The organism is Virgibacillus sediminis, from assembly GCF_042643265.1.
Classification (GTDB): Bacteria; Bacillota; Bacilli; order Bacillales; family Amphibacillaceae; genus Virgibacillus_O; species Virgibacillus_O sediminis.
In genome coordinates this window covers 25,064-44,838 of record NZ_JBHRRZ010000035.1, presented here as the reverse complement: position 1 = coordinate 44,838, position 19,775 = coordinate 25,064, and the positions used below count along the sequence as shown (strand labels likewise).

At 49.2% G+C, this 19,775-nt stretch carries 22 protein-coding genes and 1 riboswitch; of the genes, 15 read left to right on the top strand and 7 right to left on the bottom strand.

Features of this window, described 5'->3' with window-relative positions:
* Positions 1–21 precede the first annotated feature (21 nt).
* Positions 22–204 carry a hypothetical protein gene (locus ACFODW_RS13580; protein ID WP_390307319.1) on the bottom strand — a complete coding sequence of 61 codons (183 nt, stop codon included), beginning with the start codon at positions 202–204 and terminating at the stop codon, positions 22–24.
* A 373-nt stretch (positions 205–577) separates the two neighbouring features.
* Between ACFODW_RS13580 and ACFODW_RS13575 the strand changes: the two genes are divergently transcribed.
* A complete protein-coding gene (locus ACFODW_RS13575) occupies positions 578–1,168 on the top strand; it encodes a helix-turn-helix domain-containing protein (RefSeq protein WP_390307317.1) in 591 nt (196 codons plus the stop codon).
* 60 nt (positions 1,169–1,228) lie between these two features.
* Here ACFODW_RS13575 and ACFODW_RS13570 read toward each other — a convergent pair whose 3' ends face one another.
* Positions 1,229–1,585, bottom strand: a complete 357-nt coding sequence (locus ACFODW_RS13570; protein ID WP_390307316.1) for a response regulator — start codon at positions 1,583–1,585, stop codon at positions 1,229–1,231.
* Between the two features lie 197 nt (positions 1,586–1,782).
* Here ACFODW_RS13570 and ACFODW_RS13565 point away from each other — a divergent pair, with 197 nt between their 5' ends.
* The 10 genes from ACFODW_RS13565 to ACFODW_RS13520 all read left to right on the top strand — a co-directional run bounded on the left by ACFODW_RS13565 (position 1,783) and on the right by ACFODW_RS13520 (position 9,482).
* On the top strand, positions 1,783–2,694 hold the full coding sequence (locus ACFODW_RS13565; protein ID WP_390307314.1) for a DMT family transporter: 912 nt from the start codon (positions 1,783–1,785) through the stop codon (positions 2,692–2,694).
* 105 nt (positions 2,695–2,799) lie between these two features.
* Complete coding sequence (locus tag ACFODW_RS13560; RefSeq protein ID WP_390307313.1) at positions 2,800–3,354, top strand: DUF6470 family protein; 555 nt, start codon at positions 2,800–2,802, stop codon at positions 3,352–3,354.
* Positions 3,355–3,368: 14 nt separating this feature from the next.
* Positions 3,369–3,824, top strand: coding sequence for a flagellar assembly protein FliW (fliW, locus tag ACFODW_RS13555; protein WP_390307312.1), 456 nt, complete (start codon positions 3,369–3,371; stop codon positions 3,822–3,824).
* Complete coding sequence (csrA, locus tag ACFODW_RS13550; RefSeq protein WP_390307311.1) at positions 3,811–4,038, top strand: carbon storage regulator CsrA; 228 nt, start codon at positions 3,811–3,813, stop codon at positions 4,036–4,038. The genes fliW and csrA overlap by 14 nt, the downstream gene beginning before the upstream one ends.
* Before the next feature lie 127 nt (positions 4,039–4,165).
* Entirely contained in the window at positions 4,166–5,320 is a 1,155-nt protein-coding gene (locus tag ACFODW_RS13545) for a flagellin N-terminal helical domain-containing protein (protein WP_390307310.1), read from the top strand.
* A gap of 69 nt (positions 5,321–5,389) precedes the next feature.
* Positions 5,390–5,629, top strand: coding sequence for a hypothetical protein (locus ACFODW_RS13540; RefSeq protein ID WP_390307309.1), 240 nt, complete (start codon positions 5,390–5,392; stop codon positions 5,627–5,629).
* A 93-nt stretch (positions 5,630–5,722) separates the two neighbouring features.
* Positions 5,723–5,828, top strand: a riboswitch (TPP riboswitch).
* Positions 5,829–5,918: 90 nt separating this feature from the next.
* Positions 5,919–6,512 carry a YkoF family thiamine/hydroxymethylpyrimidine-binding protein gene (locus ACFODW_RS13535; protein ID WP_390307307.1) on the top strand — a complete coding sequence of 198 codons (594 nt, stop codon included), beginning with the start codon at positions 5,919–5,921 and terminating at the stop codon, positions 6,510–6,512.
* Positions 6,513–6,531: 19 nt separating this feature from the next.
* The gene (locus tag ACFODW_RS13530) at positions 6,532–7,137 is read left to right on the top strand and encodes an ECF transporter S component (protein ID WP_390307305.1); all 606 of its coding nucleotides are present in this window, start codon (positions 6,532–6,534) and stop codon (positions 7,135–7,137) included.
* A complete protein-coding gene (locus ACFODW_RS13525) occupies positions 7,124–8,719 on the top strand; it encodes an ABC transporter ATP-binding protein (protein ID WP_390307304.1) in 1,596 nt (531 codons plus the stop codon). The genes ACFODW_RS13530 and ACFODW_RS13525 overlap by 14 nt, the downstream gene beginning before the upstream one ends.
* On the top strand, positions 8,703–9,482 hold the full coding sequence (locus ACFODW_RS13520; protein WP_390307303.1) for an energy-coupling factor transporter transmembrane component T family protein: 780 nt from the start codon (positions 8,703–8,705) through the stop codon (positions 9,480–9,482). The genes ACFODW_RS13525 and ACFODW_RS13520 overlap by 17 nt, the downstream gene beginning before the upstream one ends.
* A 50-nt stretch (positions 9,483–9,532) precedes the next feature.
* Here ACFODW_RS13520 and ACFODW_RS13515 read toward each other — a convergent pair whose 3' ends face one another.
* Complete coding sequence (locus tag ACFODW_RS13515) at positions 9,533–10,522, bottom strand: DUF3231 family protein (RefSeq protein ID WP_390307301.1); 990 nt, start codon at positions 10,520–10,522, stop codon at positions 9,533–9,535.
* Between the two features lie 301 nt (positions 10,523–10,823).
* On the opposite strand from ACFODW_RS13515, the gene ACFODW_RS13510 reads away from it, so the two are divergent.
* A complete protein-coding gene (locus ACFODW_RS13510; protein ID WP_390307299.1) occupies positions 10,824–12,977 on the top strand; it encodes an FUSC family protein in 2,154 nt (717 codons plus the stop codon).
* A gap of 96 nt (positions 12,978–13,073) precedes the next feature.
* Here ACFODW_RS13510 and ACFODW_RS13505 read toward each other — a convergent pair whose 3' ends face one another.
* Both ACFODW_RS13505 and ACFODW_RS13500 read right to left on the bottom strand, forming a co-directional pair.
* A complete protein-coding gene (locus tag ACFODW_RS13505) occupies positions 13,074–13,484 on the bottom strand; it encodes a VOC family protein (RefSeq protein ID WP_390307298.1) in 411 nt (136 codons plus the stop codon).
* A 160-nt stretch (positions 13,485–13,644) separates the two neighbouring features.
* Positions 13,645–14,100 carry a nucleoside deaminase gene (locus ACFODW_RS13500; protein ID WP_390307296.1) on the bottom strand — a complete coding sequence of 152 codons (456 nt, stop codon included), beginning with the start codon at positions 14,098–14,100 and terminating at the stop codon, positions 13,645–13,647.
* 269 nt (positions 14,101–14,369) lie between these two features.
* Between ACFODW_RS13500 and ACFODW_RS13495 the strand changes: the two genes are divergently transcribed.
* Entirely contained in the window at positions 14,370–15,218 is an 849-nt protein-coding gene (locus ACFODW_RS13495) for a glycerophosphodiester phosphodiesterase (RefSeq protein ID WP_390307295.1), read from the top strand.
* A 116-nt stretch (positions 15,219–15,334) separates the two neighbouring features.
* On the opposite strand, the gene ACFODW_RS13490 is transcribed toward ACFODW_RS13495, so the two are convergent.
* On the bottom strand, positions 15,335–15,883 hold the full coding sequence (locus ACFODW_RS13490) for a helix-turn-helix domain-containing protein (protein ID WP_390307294.1): 549 nt from the start codon (positions 15,881–15,883) through the stop codon (positions 15,335–15,337).
* A 285-nt stretch (positions 15,884–16,168) separates the two neighbouring features.
* Here ACFODW_RS13490 and ACFODW_RS13485 point away from each other — a divergent pair, with 285 nt between their 5' ends.
* Together ACFODW_RS13485 and ACFODW_RS13480 are read left to right on the top strand one after the other, a co-directional pair.
* On the top strand, positions 16,169–17,488 hold the full coding sequence (locus ACFODW_RS13485) for an MFS transporter (RefSeq protein ID WP_390307293.1): 1,320 nt from the start codon (positions 16,169–16,171) through the stop codon (positions 17,486–17,488).
* 18 nt (positions 17,489–17,506) lie between these two features.
* Positions 17,507–18,490, top strand: a complete 984-nt coding sequence (locus ACFODW_RS13480; RefSeq protein ID WP_390307292.1) for an ornithine cyclodeaminase family protein — start codon at positions 17,507–17,509, stop codon at positions 18,488–18,490.
* A 265-nt stretch (positions 18,491–18,755) separates the two neighbouring features.
* Here ACFODW_RS13480 and ACFODW_RS13475 read toward each other — a convergent pair whose 3' ends face one another.
* Positions 18,756–19,754 (bottom strand): metal ABC transporter solute-binding protein, Zn/Mn family, encoded by a 999-nt coding sequence (locus ACFODW_RS13475; protein WP_390307352.1) that lies wholly within the window; start codon positions 19,752–19,754, stop codon positions 18,756–18,758.
* Between the last annotated feature and the right edge of the window lie 21 nt (positions 19,755–19,775).

The following is a 19,775-nucleotide window of genomic DNA, read 5'->3' as shown; positions in this document are numbered from 1 at the left end:
GTTTCTCCATGTATTCATTATCTATTCGGCCACTGCTTCCTTTGCCGTCTCTACTGTCCATTGTTTACCTGGCTGTATGCTTGCATTCAGTTTTTGGGCAAATGCTTCTGCCGACTGGGAGTCAGGGAACGTCTTAGCCAAGTCGCTGTTGGATTTCGTCAGAATTTCGGTCTCTCCATTTATTCTCCGTACAAGAATAAACATAGCATTAACTCCCTTCATGGTTCAGCCAGAACCTAGCTGTACAAGTATTATCTCATATACGATGGAAAAAAGGCGCAATTTAACAGAAGTGTAATAGAAATATAAAATCCGCTCAATACTTTCGAGGAAATATGCAATACCTACAGAAAACCAATCGAAAGGAAAAGATATTTGTCGAAATAATGGGAAATATATACCAAGGAAAATTTTGGATAAAGTTACTGTCTTCCATATTTGTAATATTAATGTAATACAATGCACCTGCCCCTCACCCAATGGAAGGTTTTTCCTATAACACTGGAGGGTACAAAAACATACAGAGTGCTGAAAACGAGAGTCACCTTATCCCGAGATTAGAAAGGTTGTGAGAGATATGGGCGCATCATGGGATCAGGAAGCGGTGGAATACTTGAGGGACAGTGTAGGGATGACCAAGGTGTCGACCATCGCGGCCAATTTGGGAAAAAGCTATACAGCGGTGGAGCTGAAGATGAAGCGGATGAATCTGTACCATACCAAGAACCAGACAGGCTTCCTGACGATGGGGGAGCTGGCCAATATTCTAGGCGTGGAACGAAATACGGTGAAAGGCTGGATGCTTCGCCATGAAATGCCCTGCCACCGGAAAATCACCAAGGAAAAGAAGAAATTCTATCTCATCCATCCAACGGAATTCTGGGATTGGGCAAAGGACCATAAGGAGAAAATCCAGTTTTCCGATATCGAGCCGCATTCGCTGATACCGGAGCCAAGCTGGGTGAATAGAGAACGGAGAAGGGAAAAAGAGCTTTCACTCATGAAGAAAAGGAAATACAAGTCATGGACGACCCTTGCTGATCGGGAGCTGCTGGATCTCCGCCAGCGTGGTCTAACCTTTAACGAAATCGGTGAGAAGCTGGACAGAAGCCCCCTCAGTGTCGAGAGGCGGTATCACCGGATCAAGGACCTTTATGTAAGAAGCTAATTCAGGCAAGGAAATCTGCAAGCCATAATAGATGATATGCCATCTGTTATGGCTTTTTGTTTATGCATTCAGCTTTCTTAGCTTATCGACCACTCCGTCGAAATACGGTTTTACGATGAAATCGGTCGCCCCGGCCTTTAGCGCCGCTAGCACCTGGGATTGTGCGCTCATCGCAGAACACATCACCACTTTTGCCTGGGGATCAATGATCCGGATGCTTCTTAAGGCTTCCAGGCCGTCCACATCAGGCATGGTGATATCAAGGAACGCTACATCCGGGCGGGCCTGCCTGTACTGGTCAATGGCTTCCTGGCCATTCGATGCTTCGATGATTTCATTATATTCGGTGTCCTGCAGGATCTCCCGCAGCCATTTCCTCATAAACTGGGAGTCGTCGGCAATTAAAACGGACTTCATGTCATCCCTACTTTCCTTTATATGATGTTATCTTTGATGAAATAGCATTTACCCTTATATCGGCAAAAGGGGACAACTATTGAAGCATTATTTTCTGCCTTTTCTGATTCGGGCGTCTAAGCTGAATAAGGTGGTTACTTCCTATATAAACTGCTATCATAATAGATACATTGTTTTAGGGAAGGGACGGACCTTGTTTGGCTAAATGGAAGAAATGGATCATTGAAAATAAAGCGGCTGTCTGGCTGCTGGTACTCGCTATCACTTTAATATGGGGCTATGCCTGGGTCACCATGAAGGCGGCTCTGGAATACATGGGGCCGTTCGCCTTTTCCTCCTTCCGGTTCGGGACAGGGGCAGTCACCCTGCTGCTTGTCGTCTGGATCATGAAGATCGGCCTGCCGCCAAAGGAATATTGGAAGCATCTCGTTATCGTCGGCATTCTACAAACAGCCATCGTCTTCCTGCTGGTCATGTACGGACTCACCTTCGTGGATGCCGGGAAGTCATCCGTTCTGCTGTACTCCATGCCCATGTTCAGCAGCCTGCTGGCGGTGAAATTCCTCGGGGAAAAGCTGACCCCGGCCAAATTGATCGGACTGACTATCGGCATGATCGGCCTGCTGACCATTATGGGCTGGGATATCTGGATCGGCCAGCCAGCGGAAGTCATTCTCGGTGAGGTGCTGATCGTCATCGGTGCCTTATCCTGGGCAGTTTCCAATACCTATTTCCGCCTCCATGTACAGGACCTGCCGAAGATCCAGTCTTCCGCATTCCAGATGCTGTTTGGCTCCATCGCGATTATCATTGCCAGCCTGTTCCTGGAATCGCAGCCGATCGTCTGGAATGCTGAACTTATCTATTATATTCTATTCACTGGCGTCCTCGCATCGGCCCTCTGCTTCACGGTCTGGTTCATCATCATGAGCCGGCTGGATATGGTCAGCGCCACCATCTCGACACTGTTGGTACCGATCTTCGGCCTGGCATTCAGCAGCGTCCTGCTGGGAGAAACCATGACCATCGGCGTGCTGACCGGCTCGGCAATGATCATTATCGGAATTATCATCGCCACCGTCAGATGGAAAAATCCCCGTGTCCAGTAAGGGCCCGGGGATTTCCTGTATCTTTTTAAAGAATAACGATTTGTTGACGATATAAGAAATGGAGCAAATTTGTATCGATTAAAATTCACACAGGGAGGCTTGCGTATGCGGGTACCACAGGTCCAGATCCAGACAACCCCGGCCAGGTTAGGGCTGAATATCACCAAGCCTCAGCAGACGATCCGCCAGCCTCAAGCCGACCAGTCGATCGAACAGCCCCGGGCCAATATGTCCATCCGCCAGCGCCCCGGTAAGCTGTCCATCGACCAGACAAAGGCCTGGAACAATCTTGGACTGGAAAGCATGCCGGTCCGGACCGAGAAATTCACGAGTAAGGCGAAACAGAATTGGCTGGAAGGGGTTGGACGGAGGGCCCAACAGGGAAAAGAACTAATGCAGATCGAAAATGAGGGAAATCCCCTAGCAGCCCAAGCCAAGCAGAATTCCGTGCTGGACTTTACCTTATATCAGCCAGGGAATATTCCTGCACACGCCTGGGTCGACATCTCCTATCAGCCGGGAGGAGCTGATATTTCGGTGGAGCCCCAAGCGCCGAGGATAAATACAGTCCCCCGCAAGGCTGAGACGTCCTACCAGCCGGGCGAAGTGAATGCCTATATGGAACAATATCCGGATATCCAGATTGATTGGAAAGTTTAAAGAGGTGGTTTTATATGAGAATAGCAACAAAATATTTTGGCACAGTAGAAGTGGCAGAAGAAGAACTGATTCAATTTGAAAGGGGCCTGCCGGGATTCGAAGGCTATCATTCCTTCGTTCTGATCCCGGTCGATGAACAAGGTGTATACCAAGCCCTGCAGTCTATGGAGGAAGCGGGCATCTCACTCATTGTGACGAATGCTTATATGTTCTATCCCGACTATGCATTTGACTTGGACGAAAAATCCCAAAACGACATCGAACTTAAACAGCCGGAAGATCTGGCTGTCTATAATGTGGTGACGTTAAAAGACCCGTTTGAAGCATCGACGATCAACCTGCAGGCACCAATCGTTATCAACAAGAAGGCGGGAAAGGCCAAGCAGCTCATCCTGAATGATAATACCTATCAGACCCGTCATCCACTCCTAAAGTCAAATAAAGGCGGTGACCTGCATGCTCGTCCTTAATCGAAAAGTCGGAGAATCCATCCGCATCGGCGATGACATCGAAATAAGTGTCACAGCCATCGAAGGCGGCCAGGTGAAAATCGGAATCAACGCCCCGAAGCACATCGAAATCCACCGCCAGGAAATCTACACAGCCATCAAGGAAGAAAACGCCGAAGCAGCAGCCTTCTCAGAAAATATCCTGGATCTCCTAAAAAATACAAAAAAAGATTAAACATCTCCCAAGGTCGGTCGATATAAGTAGTGTAAGCAAATACAATGTCGGCCGACGCTTGTTTTGCCAAACAAAATAGAATCCCACAAGGATGTGGGGTCACCTAATTCAGGGAGGAATTATTAAAATGAGAATCAATCATAACATTGCAGCTCTTAATACACATCGTCAGTTGGGGAATGCACAGAATGGGCAAATGAATTCAATGGAGAAATTGGCATCAGGACTTCGTATTAACAAAGCTGGAGACGATGCAGCAGGTCTGGCAATTTCCGAAAAAATGCGTGGACAGATTCGTGGTTTGGATATGGCTCAAAAAAATGCACAAGATGGCATATCTATGATTCAAACAGCTGAAGGTTCGTTAAATGAATCTCAAAGCATTCTTCAGCGTATGCGTGAACTTGCTGTTCAATCAGCTAACGATACAAATACTGAAAGTGACCGTGGAGAACTGCAAAAAGAAGTTAACCAACTAGCTGAGGAGTTAACTCGTATTGCGGATAATACAGAGTTTAACACTCAAAACCTACTTGATGGAAGTTTTGAGGGTACATTCCAAATTGGTGCCAATGCAAATCAAAATCTTTCTATTTCTATAGATGCTATGGGGTCTGAGGCTCTTAAGGTTGCTGGATTTGCTGCTGGAGAAGCGGTAGATTCCGGGAACGTTAGTATTGCAAACTTAACCGGCGAAGAAATCACTGTTCAGTACGCGGACCTTGGGACAGAAGCTGTATCTGAAACGACTGCGGTTTTTGATGAAGACTCTAATACAATCACTGTTACTCTTAAGCAGGATGCGGGAGCTGATGCTACAACTGCAGCTACAGCAACTACTGCTACACAAGGTGAAGTTGCTACAGCATTGGCAGCTACTGGAAAAGTAACAGCGACTCCAACAACAGCTGATACTGCTTTCACTGCAACAACAGCAGATGCAACCATCGCTGCTTCTACCGTTTATGATACTTCAAAAGGTATTGACATTTCATCTCAGGGTGCAGCTAACAGTGCAATTGAAACAATTCAGACTGCTATTGATTCTGTTTCAGCTGAACGTTCTAAACTTGGGGCAGTTCAGAACCGATTAGACCATACTATCAATAACTTAGGTACATCTTCTGAAAACCTAACTGCTGCGGAATCTCGTATCCGTGATGTAGATATGGCGAAAGAAATGATGAACCAAACAAAGAATTCTATTCTTGCTCAGGCATCACAAGCAATGCTGGCTCAAGCTAATCAACAACCACAAGGAGTATTACAACTTCTACAATAATATTAATAAAGGAAAAGACGCTAGCTTTGCTAGGGTCTTTTTCATTACAATCTAGATAGGAGTACCGGTATGGATGATCATAAACAGGTGGAAAAAAGGTTCCTTCAAGAACAATTTGAGTGGGTTAAAGCCCGAGATAAAATCTTAGAAAAGATAGAAATAAAGCTATATGAAATGAGAAGTATAGCTGAATATGCTCGCGATCAAGAGTTGTCTTCACAAGAATTTAATAGATTAAATGACCAAATAAACGAATTGCAAAATGACGTTCTTAATTTGCAACAGCAGTTAAACACTGCTGTTCATTAAAACAAGCGAAGAAAATACTATTCTATATAACCCCCCTTTACAAAATTCACATAATTGTATACCATAAAGACACATGAAAACTGCATAACCGACAAAAAGCACTAGGGGAGCTGTCTGGAATGGCGGCTGAGAGGATACATTCTGACCCTTGGAACCCGATCTGGATAATACCAGCGTGGGGAAGTGCAGTGGACCGTATGATTAATGAACATGATGAATATACATACGACAAACTGCATTCCCGCGGGAGTGCAGTTTTTTTGTGCAAAAAAATTTAGGAGGAATTTACATGAACAATAACAGTTGTGGACCAAGCAGGATCGCGGGGTGCCAATTCACCCTGTTTCCGATGAGTGAAAAGTTTGTCGACATCATTCTCGGAGCCATCGAAGAAGTGGATACGTCGAAGGTATGGAAGGATACCGATGATGTGAGCACCTGTGTCCGCGGGAGAATGGGGCATGTGTTTGATGTGACCAAGGCGATTTTCCTGCATGCAGCCAAAACAGGGGAGCATGTGGCAATGAGCGGCACTTTCTCGATCGGCTGTCCTGGTGATACCGAGGCCGATTCTTATATGGATGAGTCAGATCAGCTGCTGAATGAGGAAAAGTCCCAAGCGATTTCCCAACAGGCAGGATGCAAATTTTCCCTGTATCCAATGGGCAGAGAGGATTATATGGATGCCATCTATGAACAAATCGACCTTTCCAAACACCGTGGAGTCGAGGTGAGCCATGCCCATTATGCGACAAGGCTGGACGGCGATGTGAAGGATATTTTTGAGGCCATGCACCAGTCGTTTGACAGTGTGCAGGAGAAGGTCTCCCATGTGACGATGACGTTCACCATTTCAGCGAACAGTCCATCCAATCAATCATAAGAAGAAAGGAGTTAACAAGATGACCAATCAATGGAAATTGAAAGAAATTGTCCTGATGTCCATATTAGGTGTGGTGTTTGGTGTCATTTATCTCGTGTTTTTCCTTGTTGGACAGGGGATCCGAAATATTCTCGTGCCATTCGGCCTGGCGCCGTTCGGTTATGAGATCATTTTTGGCATCTGGTTCATTGTCTCGATCATGGCGGCCTATATCCTGCGTAAGCCAGGTGTCGCCTTTACTGCGGAATTGATTGCCGGGGTCGTGGAAGTATTGCTCGGTTCAGCGGCAGGGCCGGGCCTAATCCTTGCCGCCGCCATCCAAGGACTAGGTGCAGAAGCCGTATTCGCTGCGACAAAATGGAAGTATTACCGGCTAAGGATCCTCGTGTTGTCAGGGGTGTCTGCAGCCGTCTTCAGCTTCGTCTGGAACCTATTCTCGGCCGGTAATATTGCGCTTGCGCCGTGGCTGATCGTTTCTACCTTAATTGTGAGGATGATCAGTGGAGCATTGCTCGCCGGAGTTCTTGGAAAATGGCTCAGCGACCAGCTCGCCAAAACCGGTGTGTTGCGCGGCTATGCTTTAGGAAAGGAACTGAAAAGGAAGCGGAAATATGGAGCAGCTTAATGTCCAGCCGAAGCCGGTGATCGAGGTGCGTGACTATTCCTTTTCCTATGAGGAAATCGATGAACAGCCATTGTTCAACCGGCTCAGCTTTGCACTGAATGAGAATGAAGTAACCCTCCTGATGGGGGCGAGTGGTGCCGGGAAAAGCAGCCTGGCCCTCTGCCTGAACGGGTTGTATCCCGATGCGGTCGAAGGGACTGCAACGGGGGACATCTATTTCCATGGCAGGCATATTAGCGAGTTTGAAAAAGGAGAGCTGAATCAAGAGATCGGCATTGTGTTTCAGGATCCGGAGAGCCAGTTCTGCATGATTACGGTCGATGATGAGCTGGCATTCACGTTGGAAAACCGGAAATTTCCTGCCTCTGAAATCAAAGGGCGGATCAAGGAAGTGCTGAAGGCTGTCGGGATGGAAGGATTTGAGCAAAACAAAATCCATGAGCTGTCCGGCGGGCAGAAGCAGAAGATTGCGCTTGCCGCTGTCCTCTTGCTTGAGCCGGAAATGCTGATTCTTGATGAGCCAACTGCCAATCTCGATCCCGTCTCAAGTCTGGAATTTATTGAACTCGTGCAGGAAATCCAAGAGGAGAGAGGCATGTCTGTCCTGATCATCGAGCATCAGGCCGATGACTGGTTGGAACTGATCGACCGGGTGCTGGTGATTGGCCGGGATGGACAGCTGCTGGCTGATGATACGCCGGAGCGGCTGTTGACAGAACAAAAGCAGCTGCTTGAGCAGGAGGGTGTCTTCCTGCCAAGGGCATATTCCGATGCAAAGGACCTCCGGGATGTCCTGCCAATCGCCGCCCCATCGGAGGAATCAGTGCTGTCTGTTGACGGGCTTGCGTTTTCCCGGAAAAAACAGCAGGTACTTGAAGATGTGAGCATGGATATCCGTGGCGGGGAGTTTGTCGCGATCGTCGGTGAGAATGGTGCAGGGAAATCGACACTTCTGCAGCTGATGGCTGGACTGCTAACGCCAAGTAAGGGAAATGTCTTGCTTTCCGGACGAAAACTGGAAAAATGGGATGAAAATGAACTCCGGAAGCGGCTGGGGTTTGTGTTTCAGAATCCGGAACATCAGTTCATCACCGATACCGTGTACGAGGAGCTGACGTTCGGCATGAGGCTGAACGGCTATGCCGAAGAGGAAATGGAACAAGCGGCAGGGGAGCTGATGCGGCAGTTCCATTTGGAAAAGCAGCATGACAGCAATCCCTTCTCTTTAAGTGGCGGGCAGAAACGCCGGCTCAGTGTGGCGACGGTGCTCGATGAGACACCGGACATCCTGCTGTTCGATGAGCCGACATTCGGGCAGGACGCGGCCACTACGGCGGAGTTGATGCATTATGTGATGGAATTGAAGAGCAAGGGGACGGCGATTGTATTTGTGACCCATGACATGGATATCGTCGATGCCGCGGATCGTGTCTCTGTGCTGCAGCATGGCAAGCTAGCCTATGACGGATCGCCGGAGAAGCTGTGGGAAAAAGAGGAACTTCTTCAGGAGGCAAGGCTCAGGCTGCCTGCAAGGATGCGCCTGGATCGGAAGGAAGGTGTGGTGTATGATCTCATCCATTAACCCGTCCATCAAGGCATTCGCTGTGCTGATACCGGGAATCATGCTTGGGTTCACGTTTGACGTGTTCACCCCGCTATTGTATTTCCTGTTCATCCTCGGAATAACGTTTTCGATGACCGACATTCCTACCTTGCGCTGGCTGAAGCTGTTCAGCCCGTTCGTATTGATCGCCTTGGGATTTGCCTGGATGACGGTGCTGTATGCCAATCAGACCTTTTCCTATGGGGAAGTGGTGTTTAGCCTCTGGGGGCTGGAGGTCACGACAGGAAGCATCCAGACCGGCATCAGCCTGGCGCTGAGGTCGCTATGCTTTGGTGCTTTGTCTCTATTGTTTATCCTCACAACGGATTCGACAAAGCTGATGCTGAGCTTCATGCAGCAATGCAAACTGCCGCCGAAAATCACCTATGGTATACTGGCCGGCTACCGATTCCTGCCGATTTTCCAGCATGAACTGCAGGTGCTCAAGCAGGCCCACCGCATCCGTGGTGTCGGCCGCACAAAGGGAATCAAGGGACGGCTGAACCAATTCCGCCGCTATGCCATCCCTCTCCTCGCCAACGGCATCCGGAAAGCGGAGCGTGTCGCTATTGCAATGGAGTCGAAGGGATTCACGGGAGATAAGGACCGCACCCATTATCATCAAATGAAGGTGGAAAAGCGTGACTGGCTGTTCTTTGTGCTGATGATCGGCATGCTGGCGGCAGTATTTATCCTGTCGTATTATCTCGGTTATCTGAATATATTCGGAAAGCGCTACTGAATGATGAAAAGGCCGGAGGGAACGCCCCTCCGGCCTTTTCTCGGTGCATGCTAACTTTTCCTTTCCGCAGCCATCGGCGGTTGTTCCAGCCATCCGTTGTCAATCATGATATTGATGCCGTCTTCCCCGAATTTCATAATTTCCGTAAGCAACCGGGAATAGTCGATCGCCAAGTCGCTGCGCTGGCTCTGGGAAATGGAGGAGCCATAGTTGCCCATGCCAGAATAGGTCATCAGATTGAAATGGTAGGAAATCAGCTTATCGGAAAATGGTGCTTCCGTTGAATCGGTGACCGTCTCGTCGATGGTTGTCGGTGCTGGGAGCGAGTGGTTATTCAGATAATCCGTGAACACCCGGACATGTTTGATGGAAATATCTTTGCCGCGCAGGATATATTTCCGGAGCCTATCCGACTCGACCACCTGGCTGAAGGCTGTCGCAAGGGCGGAACCGAGTTCATTGGTCAGGATATTTTTATGGAGGTTGGAAACTTCCAAGCCTGTCAGCGGCCGGTCCCCAAGGCCTTCAAGCAGGAAGGATTGCTTCTCTACAAACTCGACTTTTTTTGCCTCCGGGATGGCCGGCGGTCGGACAGCAATGCCTTTCTCCAACATCAGCCTTGTCACTGCATCATTTAACTCCACGGTGGAGGTGAGGCAGTTGGAGAAAAATGCCCGGATGTCTCTGCGGTAGATGTCCGGCAGCAACCTGGAATAGGTTTCGAGCCCTCCCTTGGCCATCTGCTTTACATAATGCAGATAGAACACATCGGTGAACAGGCTGTCTGCACCGAGATTCACATCCTGTTCCCCGAATCCTTGAGGTATATGAATGTCCTCTACCTTGAAGATTCTCCGGATCATTTCCACATGATTTCGGGAAATGTCCAGCGCCCGGGTCATCAGCTTTTTTACGTCCTCATCTTCCACATGCTTGAGGAAATAGCTGAATACACAGATTGACATCGAGTCCCCCTGATAGGTTGTCCATAAATTGGCCATTTCCGCCGAAGAAAGCCCGGCATGATATTCCTGCTCCATTTTGTACCCACCTTCACTAGTCTCTTAGTATAACTGCTAGCGTGCCCAAAAATGGGAGAAAATATGCAGGGAACGTACGAATCATCGGCGTTCAACCCTTCAAACTGCCTACCGCAGTTCAAGAGCTATCCGGATCTTATAGGGTAGAGCCGGAATAGGCGAGATTTTTTTCGGGTAAAAGGCCGGGCACCTGTCTCACTCCATGAAATGTTTTCCATTAATAGGGAAGGGTAAGTAATGGATAATGGAAGTTCGGGTGTTATAATGGATGAACTAAATGTTGTTGGAAAGAGGAGTTCCTATGAAGAGTTGGCTGTATCACTGGAAGGGGAGGATGGCCGCAGCGGATCCGGGCCGGACAAGGTTTAAAAGTGCTGGGAAAGCGACCATGAGCCTGCTTTGTTCGGTGCTGGTCACTTTGCTTATCCTACATGTGGCCGGCAATGCCTATCTCACGCCTGCCATGATTGCGGGGCTCGTCGGGATGATGGGCATTGTCATGGTCATGGATGACACAAAAAACCAAAAGAAAGTGACCACCTTGTTGCTTGGAATATCCGCGGCTGCTGGGATGACGATTGGGTCGCAACTCCCGGAAGTCTATTACATTGATATTATCCTGATACTGATCATTTTCGGGAGCTATTATTTTTCCAAGTTTGGCAGCAGGTATTTTAGCATCGGCCAGATCGGCTTTATGACGATCTATTTTTCTTCCATCATGGATCTTGCCCCGGGAGAGCTGCCATGGGTGTATATGGGTATCGCCATCGGGGTGGTGTCTGCCTTCCTGTTCAACTTTATCCTGTTTCAAAGCTCGGCACAGGTGCTCAAATCGAGCATGCGCTCCTTTCATATCCAGGCCAATTTGACGTTCGACCTGCTGATCCAGGGCTTGGAGGAAAAGGAATTGGATGAAGCGCGCAGGAAAAAGATCGACCAGAACGTCCAGAAGCTGCGCAGCTATGCCCGCACGGTGGCCGGAAACCTGAATGAACAGGATGTCCAGGAGCTTTGGCCGGGACTAAAGCAGACACGGCTGCGCCTATATGTATTTGATGCCGGCATGCTGATGGAGACGCTGACCGAAGCCATCTATGGGCTGAAATCTGCGGATGCATTTGACATCGAAGAACTGCGCCGTCTGCTGGTCTGGGTGATGACTGCCCTCCGGGATGCGGATGTCTATTCGGAAGAACATCACCTGGAGGAGGCGGCACTGGCTGTCGAGGCATTAAGGAATGTTATCCGGGAATTTATGGAGACGGGGGATTCGTCAAAGGGATGGCTGTTCCTCATCCGCCGTATCGAATCAATTGCCAATCATATCGTCGCTGCAGGATTTTCGATAAGGCAGCATCTCCAAGCGGGGAAGGATGGAGAGGACCCTGAGGAAGCGGAAGAGGAGGACGTGGAACAGGAGAAAGAGGAAGAAGATGAGAAGAAGGAGCTGTCACCGGCCGCCAAGAAGGCATTCCAGGCTCTGGTGGCGAGCATCATCGCCATTTTCGTCGGAAAGCTCATCTCCCCGGTGCAGCCGTACTGGGTTCTATTAACGACGTTCATCTGCCTGCTTGGCACGGAATCGATCGGCCGCACCTATCGAAAGGGGATGCAGCGCTCGGTGGGCACGATAATCGGGGCAGTGATCGGCTTTCTGCTGGCAAAGCTTCTTGGCGGGAGTCCTCAGCTCGAGCTCTTCCTCCTGGTAGTGGTCGTGTTTTTGTCCATCTATCTGTTCCCGGTTTCCTATACATGGATGAGCGTGTTCATCACCATTTTGATCGCCTTCATGTATGACATCCTGCTTGGCGGCATCAGCTTTGCCCTGATCGGGGAGCGGGTGATCGACACTATTGCCGGGGCATTAATCGCCTATGTCGTATCCGTATTTCTGTTCCCGACCAGGACGACGGATAAAGTTACCGAGGTATCCAATGACTATCTGGAGGAACTGAAACCATTTGTCCTCAGTTATGTTAGAAGGTTTCGGGAAGATGTGAGTGTGAAGGGGCTGACCGGATCGGCCATTGATATTGATACAAAACTCCAGCAGATCGAGGACCAGGCCCAGCCGCTCATGAAGCGGACAGCGGCACGAAGCCATTCGCGGACGAGCCGGTGGGTGACCGTATTTACCGCCATCAATTATTATGCAAGGCAGCTGGTCGCCTCGTCGTACCGGAAAAACTTTGACTATCCGGCGGAATTGGAGGATACCTTCCGGCAGGTAGAGGAAAAGCTGGGAAATAATATCGACACCCTTTCCCTGCTGCTCAAGGGAGAGAAGGGAGCCGTATATTCATTGGAGGAGGAACGCGGACAGCTGGAGCGGCTGGTGCCGGGGGTGAATCAGGAGGCACATATCGACCTGATCCACCATCTGTATTATGTTTGGCAGATTAATAAATCGATCGTCCGTATGAGTGTGGAACTAGGAGCGGAGAAAAAATAGGCCCGGACGTATGGAAACCGTCCGGGTCTGACTATCGACTAGTGACTTTATCGGCCAATGGAGAATCTGTTTGCAGAATGCATAACATTCCACTATTTATTGATTTTCACTATCTGCCTTTCCCTGATAATTCAAAAGCCAGCCGATGCCATTTTTATCTGTGACATTGGCGTGTAGCGCACCCCAGAAGGTCGACTGCAGTGCCGGGGCAGCATGTCCGCCATCAAGAAACGAACGGTATACCCGGCGGATCTCTTTCTCGCTATCGAATTCCAGGCAGACTTTCACTTGATCCCCAATGCTCACGCTTTCAAATATATCGGAAAAGTGGATGATACAGTCTTTAAAATGCAGTTCGCCGTGCAGCACTTTCCCCTCATGGCCCTTAAACATAGCTATTCCGTCAGCCAAATGGACGTTTTTTATCTCGCCCCCCAGGATTCTTTGGTAGTATTTCATTTCCTGCTTGCAGTTCTCTATAAAAATATAGGGAGTTGCACTCTTCATCCTTCGTTCCTCCTACCATCTTTTGGCCTATTCCTTTAAATTAACAGCAGACAAAGGATTTAACAAGGATAAAAGACTGAATTATTGATTGAAAGAGAAAATAGAAGGATATTTCCCATGTGCTTGAAAGAAGCGAACCATCGCCGGTCTATCTGTCGGACTACCGGCGTTCGTTCTGCCATAGCTTCATTGGGTCCTCCTGCCCATCCTCTAGCGGCATCTGTTTCATAGAGATATCCCGGGTTGTTTTTGATTTCTGGAGCTGCTTGTAAATATAGGCTGATTTCTCCAGTCCTGCTTCTGCAGCATCTTCGACAGAGCCACAGTAGATGATCGTTTCAATTCCGGCAAAATACATGGCGGTCAGACACATCGGACACGGCTCACCGCTTGCATACATGGTAAACCCGGAAAGGTCATGGGTCCCGAGCTTCTCCTGTGCCCGGCGGATTGCCAGCATCTCCGCATGCCCGCTGATATCATAGGTATGATGCAGCTCATTCACACCCTCCGTGAACATCTCGTCCCCTTTCACCAGGACAGCGCCAAACGGCTGCCCGCCATCCCGTACATTTTCTGCCGCCAGCTCAACGGCCCGTTTCATAAATCGATCCATAATAATATACTCCCTCCATCATTCTATTAAATTAAGTATAGGATAAGGGAGGAAAGAGAGGGAAAGCAAGTGGTGTTGGATAATGGGGGATGAGTTGGGGCTGAGTTGGTGGTGTTCCGGCCCGAGTGAATGGTGCCAGGGCCTGGGGCGGCTTTTGTCATAGGAAAAATTTCGCTGTTTTTCTTACAAACTATTAACCTTCTATTTAATTCTAGTTCATATCCCGATTCTATAATAGAGTTGAACAAACTTAAGGGAGTGTTGGATTCATGAAGCGTTTATTCAGTATTTTATCCATCGCCTTTGTTTCGCTGGGCATGTTTGCGATGCCGGCAATGGCGGCGGAAGGGGAAGTGTCGATGAGGGAACAGCAGCAGATCATCAATGTGGCCCATCGCGGGGCATCTGCCCATGCACCGGAGAATACGATGGCCGCCTTCGAGAAGGGGTTTGAGATGAAGGCCGACTACGTCGAGATCGATGTGCAGATGACCAAGGATGGAGAACTTGTATTGATCCATGATACTACCGTGGACAGGACCACAGACGGAACAGGGCTTGTAGGTGATTTTACATTGGAGGAGATCCGCCAATTGGATGCGGGAAGCTGGTTTGGTGAAGAATTTGCCGGGGAAAAGGTGCCGACCTTTGAAGAGCTGTTGGATGCCTACCGCGGGAAAGTTGGAATCCTAATTGAACTGAAAGCACCTGAACTGTATCCAGGGATCGAGGAGAAAGTGGCTGAAGCATTGAAGGAGCGCAATATGGACAAGACCGCCAACGGAAAAATCGTCATCCAGTCTTTCAACCATGAATCGGTGAAGAAGTCCAAGGAACTGCTGCCGGAGCTGCCACATGCGGTATTGGCAGGAATGAGCTGGGCGGATGTGACGGATGAACAGCTGGCGGAATTTGCCACCTATGCCGACTTTTTTAATCCGAACATGAATATCGTGACACCAGAACTGGTCGAAAGCGTACATACAGCAGGAATGGAAATTTATCCGTATACATCCAGATCCGAAGAACAGGCCAAGCATTTGTTTGACCTGAATGTAGATGGCATCATCACCGACTATCCGGAGCATGTTTATTATCATCCGGTGAAGAATCACTAGTATTGTTGAATGGCCACATGAAAAGCCACTTGGAGCTCTACAGTTCCAAGTGGCTTTTCACTTTCAGGATTTTTTCGGAAGTATAGTGGCAGGCGGATGCCCACCACCAGCTGCCTTTAGCCTTGCCCCTTGGCCCAGACGCAGAGGAATTTGACCGTTTGATTGGTCCGGTTCAGCCAGTAATGGGGCCTGGAGGAATCGACGAAGATGCTGTCGGATGGTTCAAGTGTATGCTCTTCCTGGTTGATCAGCACGGTCAGCGTGCCCTCCAATACATAGAGGAATTCCTGTCCCTTGTGGGTGATGTTATTTCCTTGGTTTTCACCCGGGTTCAACACTACGAGGATGGGGGAGAACAATGGATTTTCCATCTTGCCGCTCAGATCCCGGTAGATAAAGGGATTTTTTCCGGCATCGGTCACATGGGAGCTGTTTCGGACGATTGCCTGCTTGGATTCTTCTTCCGGCTCATCGAAAAAGTGGCTTGGATTTACTCCAAGTGTATCGGAAATTTTTCTGAGTGATTCGAGGGTAACGGAGGATTTTCCGTTTTCCAGCTGGGAGAGGAAGCTGATCGACAGGTCGGTCTGCTCGGAAATTTGCTTTAGTGTCTGTTTTTTTTGCTTGCGCAGCTGTTTAATTTTTGCCCCTATGTCTTCCTTCATATGTCGTTCACCTCTTGCCGGCAATAATTGAACGTTCATTATAGCATGGCCGCCGGGAATCTTCTTCTCTTTCATTCTTATTATAAGGAAAAAATCATTAATTTGATAGTTGACAATTTAAAGAAAATTGCCTTATAATTCGACTATAGATATTTAAGTGACACTTAAATTTTGGCAGGAAGGAGGGCCGGGGGAAAAACTTCATGCAATATTTTTTCATCATAATTGTAAGCGATTTCTTTTGTGGGAGAAAGAAAACTACTATTCAATATAGGGGTGAAGAAAATGGAAAAGAAGAAAATGCGGCGTGTGCTTGTAGCCAGTATTGTCGGAAGTGCCATCGAGTGGTTTGACTACTTTTTATATGGAACCGTAGCCGCTTTGGTGTTTAACCAGCTGTTCTTCGTGACGGAGGACCCGGCATTCGGTACACTCTACGCCTTTGCAACATTTGCGCTTGCCTTCCTAATCCGGCCATTTGGGGGAATTATCTTCAGTCATATCGGGGACCGGATCGGGCGGAAGAAGACATTAGTCCTCACACTTAGTTTGATGGGGATGTCCACCTTCCTGATGGGGGTTCTGCCTACATACCAGGCCATCGGAATCTGGGCTCCTATCCTCTTGATTACGTTGAGGCTCGTCCAGGGTATTGGCCTTGGCGGTGAATGGGGCGGGGCCCTGCTGCTTGCGGTGGAATATGCACCGAAAGAAAAGCGCGGCCTGTTCGGAAGTGTTCCGCAGATGGGGGTAACCCTCGGGATGCTGATGGGTACGATTGCCCTATCGATTATGACTTTGCTGCCTGACGGCTCTTTTATGACCTGGGGCTGGAGGGTGCCGTTTATTCTGAGTGCAGTTCTGGTTATCTTCGGCCTTTGGATCCGTAAGGGAATTGATGAAACGCCATCGTTTAAAAAGAATCAGGAGCAGGGTACGGTGGCCAAACTGCCGATTGCCGATACCCTGCGCTATCATTGGAAGGAAGTATTGATCGCCATCGGGGCGAAAGTAGTGGAGACCGCTCCATTTTACATTTTTGGTACATTCATTGTTTCCTACGCAACGTCTAATCTGAGCTTTACAGAAACCAATGCATTGAATGCTGTAACAATTGGTACAATCATTACAACGATTATGATGCCGATCATGGGGGCTTTATCCGATAAAATTGGCAGGAAGCCGCTATATATCGGGGGAGCAGTCATGATGGCGCTGTATGCATTCCCGTATTTCTGGCTCATTCACCAAGGTTCAGTTGCATTGTTGATGTTGGCGACTATCATCGGCCTCGGTATTATCTGGGCGCCGATCACCGCAGTTCTTGGTACGATGTTCTCGGAAATTTTCAGTGCAAAGGTTCGTTACACAGGAATTTCCCTGGGCTATCAGATTGGTGCAGCACTTGCCGGGGGTACGGCGCCGCTTGTCGCAACCGCCTTGCTGATCCGGTTTGACAATTCCTATGTACCGGTTGCTTTGTATATTATCCTGACTGCGGTCATTTCCCTGATTGCCGTAACGGCTGTCCAGGATCGCAGAGCACAGGATCTCGATGAGGAGGATGCAGTCATCCCAACCAACGAAGCCAAAATCACAACATAGAGAGAAAGGAAGAAATAGATGCTTATTTTATCAGGGAAGGAAATACAGGACCATTACGGAATGAGGGAAGCAATTGCTGATGTGAAGCAGGGGCTCATCTCTAAAAAGGGAGGTTCCATCACCAGCCCGCACCGTACGGTCATTGATATTCCGCAATACGAGGGCTCAACTTTATATATGCCGGGCGCCGATCTGGCACAGGAGATGGCGGCGGTGAAAGTCGTCTCCATCTTCCCGCAAAATCCGCAACAGGGAAAGCCGACGACCCAGGGTGTGCTGATGTTGACGGATGCACAGACAGGCGAGCATATCTGCATGATGGATGCGTCCTACCTGACCAGGCTGCGTACCGGGGCACTGAGCGGCATTGCTACAGAAAAACTCGCAAGGGAAAATGCCAGCGTGCTCGGCGTAATCGGCACCGGAGGGATGGCGTTCGAGCAGGTGCTCGCTATGCTGGAGGTGCGGAACATCACCTCGATGAAGCTATATAACCGCACCAGGGAAAAAGCGGTCAGGTTCAAGCAAAAGTTGGAGGACTTCGGCGTGGAGGTCGATGTCGAGGTCTGTGACAGTTCTGAAGATGTGCTTGCAGCAGCCGATGTCATCTGTTGTGCCACCCGCTCCAAAGATCCAGTATTCAATGGGGAATTATTAAAGGAAGGAACCCACATCAACGGGGTCGGATCCTTCCTGCCATCGATGCGCGAGGTGGATCAGACAACCATCGACCGAGCAGGGAAAATTGTCGTCGATGACCTGGCCGGCGTCAAGGATGAAGCAGGCGAGCTGATCCATGCCGATGCCGAAACCGACTGGAGCTTCTCCTCCGTCTATGCTGAACTCAGTGAACTCGGAGGGGATTACAGCCCGATCCGGGAGTCGGAGGAAGAAATCACCTTCTTCAAATCCGTCGGCGCCGCCTACTTTGACCTTGTCGTAGCAATAGGTGTATATAATAAACTGAAAGGTGCAGGGATTGGAGTACAGGCGGAATTGTAACCCGGCACTCGGTCTACACCCGCTTGGACTCGGGCGCCAGGCATCCGCACTCGTGCCGCACCGGCTCTGACTCGGACGCCAAGCAACCGCACTCGTGCCGCAACCGCTCGGACTCGGGCGCCAAGCAACTACACTCGTCCGCACCGGCTCTGACTCGGGCGCCAGGAAGCCGCACTCGTGCCACAGCCGCTCTGACTCGGGCGCCGATCTCATCCCAATTAAAAAGACCGGGCAACCCTCTGCCCGGTCTTTTTACATAATCTAATTAATTGGTCACTTCATCCAATACCTCAGCATTCCGCTCCATTAAGGAGAAATAATCCTCTTCATTGCTGATATCTTCTTCCGTGAGCACTGCCAGGTTATGAATGTGGGCAGCTTCCAGTCCCAGCTGTTCCTGAATAATTTCGGATACACGGTTGGAGCTGTTTTGCTCATAGACCATATACTCTAGGTCATATTTTTCGCCCAGGTCAATGATTTGTGTCAATTCCTTCTGGGAAGGCTCACTGGTGGAAGACAGGCCATTCACGGAAATCTGCTCGATGCCGTATCGTTCCTCCCAGTACCCGTACGCTGCATGGGATACAAGGAGATGCTTGTTTTCTTTGCCTTCCAATGAGCTTATAAAATCTTCGTCCAGCTGATGCAAGTCTTCCTTCAGGCCGGAGAAGTTTTCCTCATATGCCTGCTCCGCATCCGGATTCAGAGCGATAAGCTCCTCTTTGACCATATCGGCCATCTCCTGCATCCTGACAGGGTCGAGCCATACATGTGGATCGTGATCGCCATGGTTATGTCCGTCATGCTCGCCATGCCCGTTGCCATGACCTTCTTCATGGGATTCCTCCGCATGTTCATGTCCCTCTTCTTCATCCTCATGAGCATCTACACCCTCACTTGGCCGGAAGAGTTCTTCATTTTGCCCAAGTTCGACCAGCTTAACATCCTGGGAGGACAGTGCCTCCGCAGCTGATTCGGCAAATCCCTCCATACCAGCGCCCATATAGATGAAGGCATCTCCTTCAGCAATCGCGGTCATATCCCTGCTTGTCAGTTCAAAGGTGTGTGCATCCACTCCCGGAGGTAGGACAGATTCCACTGTGACGGTATCTCCGCCTATCCTTTCTGCCGCATACTGAATCGGGTAGAGGGTAGTATATATCGTAAGTCCCTCATCTGCCCCAGCAGGCGATGATTGCTCTTCGGAAGTGCAGCCCGCCGCAACCATTGCAATAATAACTAAGGTAATAAGTGCTTTCATGCTTTTCACTGTGATCTTCAC

What these genes read in the sequence shown, in the direction of transcription:
- ACFODW_RS13540 (WP_390307309.1), top strand. Translation starts at nt 5,390, where the DNA reads ATGGATGATCATAAACAGGTGGAAAAAAGGTTCCTTCAAGAACAATTT.
- fliW (WP_390307312.1), top strand. Translation starts at nt 3,369, where the DNA reads ATGAGAATAGCAACAAAATATTTTGGCACAGTAGAAGTGGCAGAAGAA.
- csrA (WP_390307311.1), top strand. Translation starts at nt 3,811, where the DNA reads ATGCTCGTCCTTAATCGAAAAGTCGGAGAATCCATCCGCATCGGCGAT.
- ACFODW_RS13475 (WP_390307352.1), bottom strand. Translation starts at nt 19,754, where the DNA reads ATGAAAGCACTTATTACCTTAGTTATTATTGCAATGGTTGCGGCGGGC.
- ACFODW_RS13515 (WP_390307301.1), bottom strand. Translation starts at nt 10,522, where the DNA reads ATGGAGCAGGAATATCATGCCGGGCTTTCTTCGGCGGAAATGGCCAAT.
- ACFODW_RS13505 (WP_390307298.1), bottom strand. Translation starts at nt 13,484, where the DNA reads ATGAAGAGTGCAACTCCCTATATTTTTATAGAGAACTGCAAGCAGGAA.
- ACFODW_RS13575 (WP_390307317.1), top strand. Translation starts at nt 578, where the DNA reads ATGGGCGCATCATGGGATCAGGAAGCGGTGGAATACTTGAGGGACAGT.
- ACFODW_RS13510 (WP_390307299.1), top strand. Translation starts at nt 10,824, where the DNA reads ATGAAGAGTTGGCTGTATCACTGGAAGGGGAGGATGGCCGCAGCGGAT.
- ACFODW_RS13535 (WP_390307307.1), top strand. Translation starts at nt 5,919, where the DNA reads ATGAACAATAACAGTTGTGGACCAAGCAGGATCGCGGGGTGCCAATTC.
- ACFODW_RS13495 (WP_390307295.1), top strand. Translation starts at nt 14,370, where the DNA reads ATGAAGCGTTTATTCAGTATTTTATCCATCGCCTTTGTTTCGCTGGGC.
- ACFODW_RS13520 (WP_390307303.1), top strand. Translation starts at nt 8,703, where the DNA reads ATGATCTCATCCATTAACCCGTCCATCAAGGCATTCGCTGTGCTGATA.
- ACFODW_RS13525 (WP_390307304.1), top strand. Translation starts at nt 7,124, where the DNA reads ATGGAGCAGCTTAATGTCCAGCCGAAGCCGGTGATCGAGGTGCGTGAC.
- ACFODW_RS13485 (WP_390307293.1), top strand. Translation starts at nt 16,169, where the DNA reads ATGGAAAAGAAGAAAATGCGGCGTGTGCTTGTAGCCAGTATTGTCGGA.
- ACFODW_RS13500 (WP_390307296.1), bottom strand. Translation starts at nt 14,100, where the DNA reads ATGGATCGATTTATGAAACGGGCCGTTGAGCTGGCGGCAGAAAATGTA.
- ACFODW_RS13545 (WP_390307310.1), top strand. Translation starts at nt 4,166, where the DNA reads ATGAGAATCAATCATAACATTGCAGCTCTTAATACACATCGTCAGTTG.
- ACFODW_RS13490 (WP_390307294.1), bottom strand. Translation starts at nt 15,883, where the DNA reads ATGAAGGAAGACATAGGGGCAAAAATTAAACAGCTGCGCAAGCAAAAA.
- ACFODW_RS13530 (WP_390307305.1), top strand. Translation starts at nt 6,532, where the DNA reads ATGACCAATCAATGGAAATTGAAAGAAATTGTCCTGATGTCCATATTA.
- ACFODW_RS13560 (WP_390307313.1), top strand. Translation starts at nt 2,800, where the DNA reads ATGCGGGTACCACAGGTCCAGATCCAGACAACCCCGGCCAGGTTAGGG.
- ACFODW_RS13580 (WP_390307319.1), bottom strand. Translation starts at nt 204, where the DNA reads ATGTTTATTCTTGTACGGAGAATAAATGGAGAGACCGAAATTCTGACG.
- ACFODW_RS13480 (WP_390307292.1), top strand. Translation starts at nt 17,507, where the DNA reads ATGCTTATTTTATCAGGGAAGGAAATACAGGACCATTACGGAATGAGG.
- ACFODW_RS13570 (WP_390307316.1), bottom strand. Translation starts at nt 1,585, where the DNA reads ATGAAGTCCGTTTTAATTGCCGACGACTCCCAGTTTATGAGGAAATGG.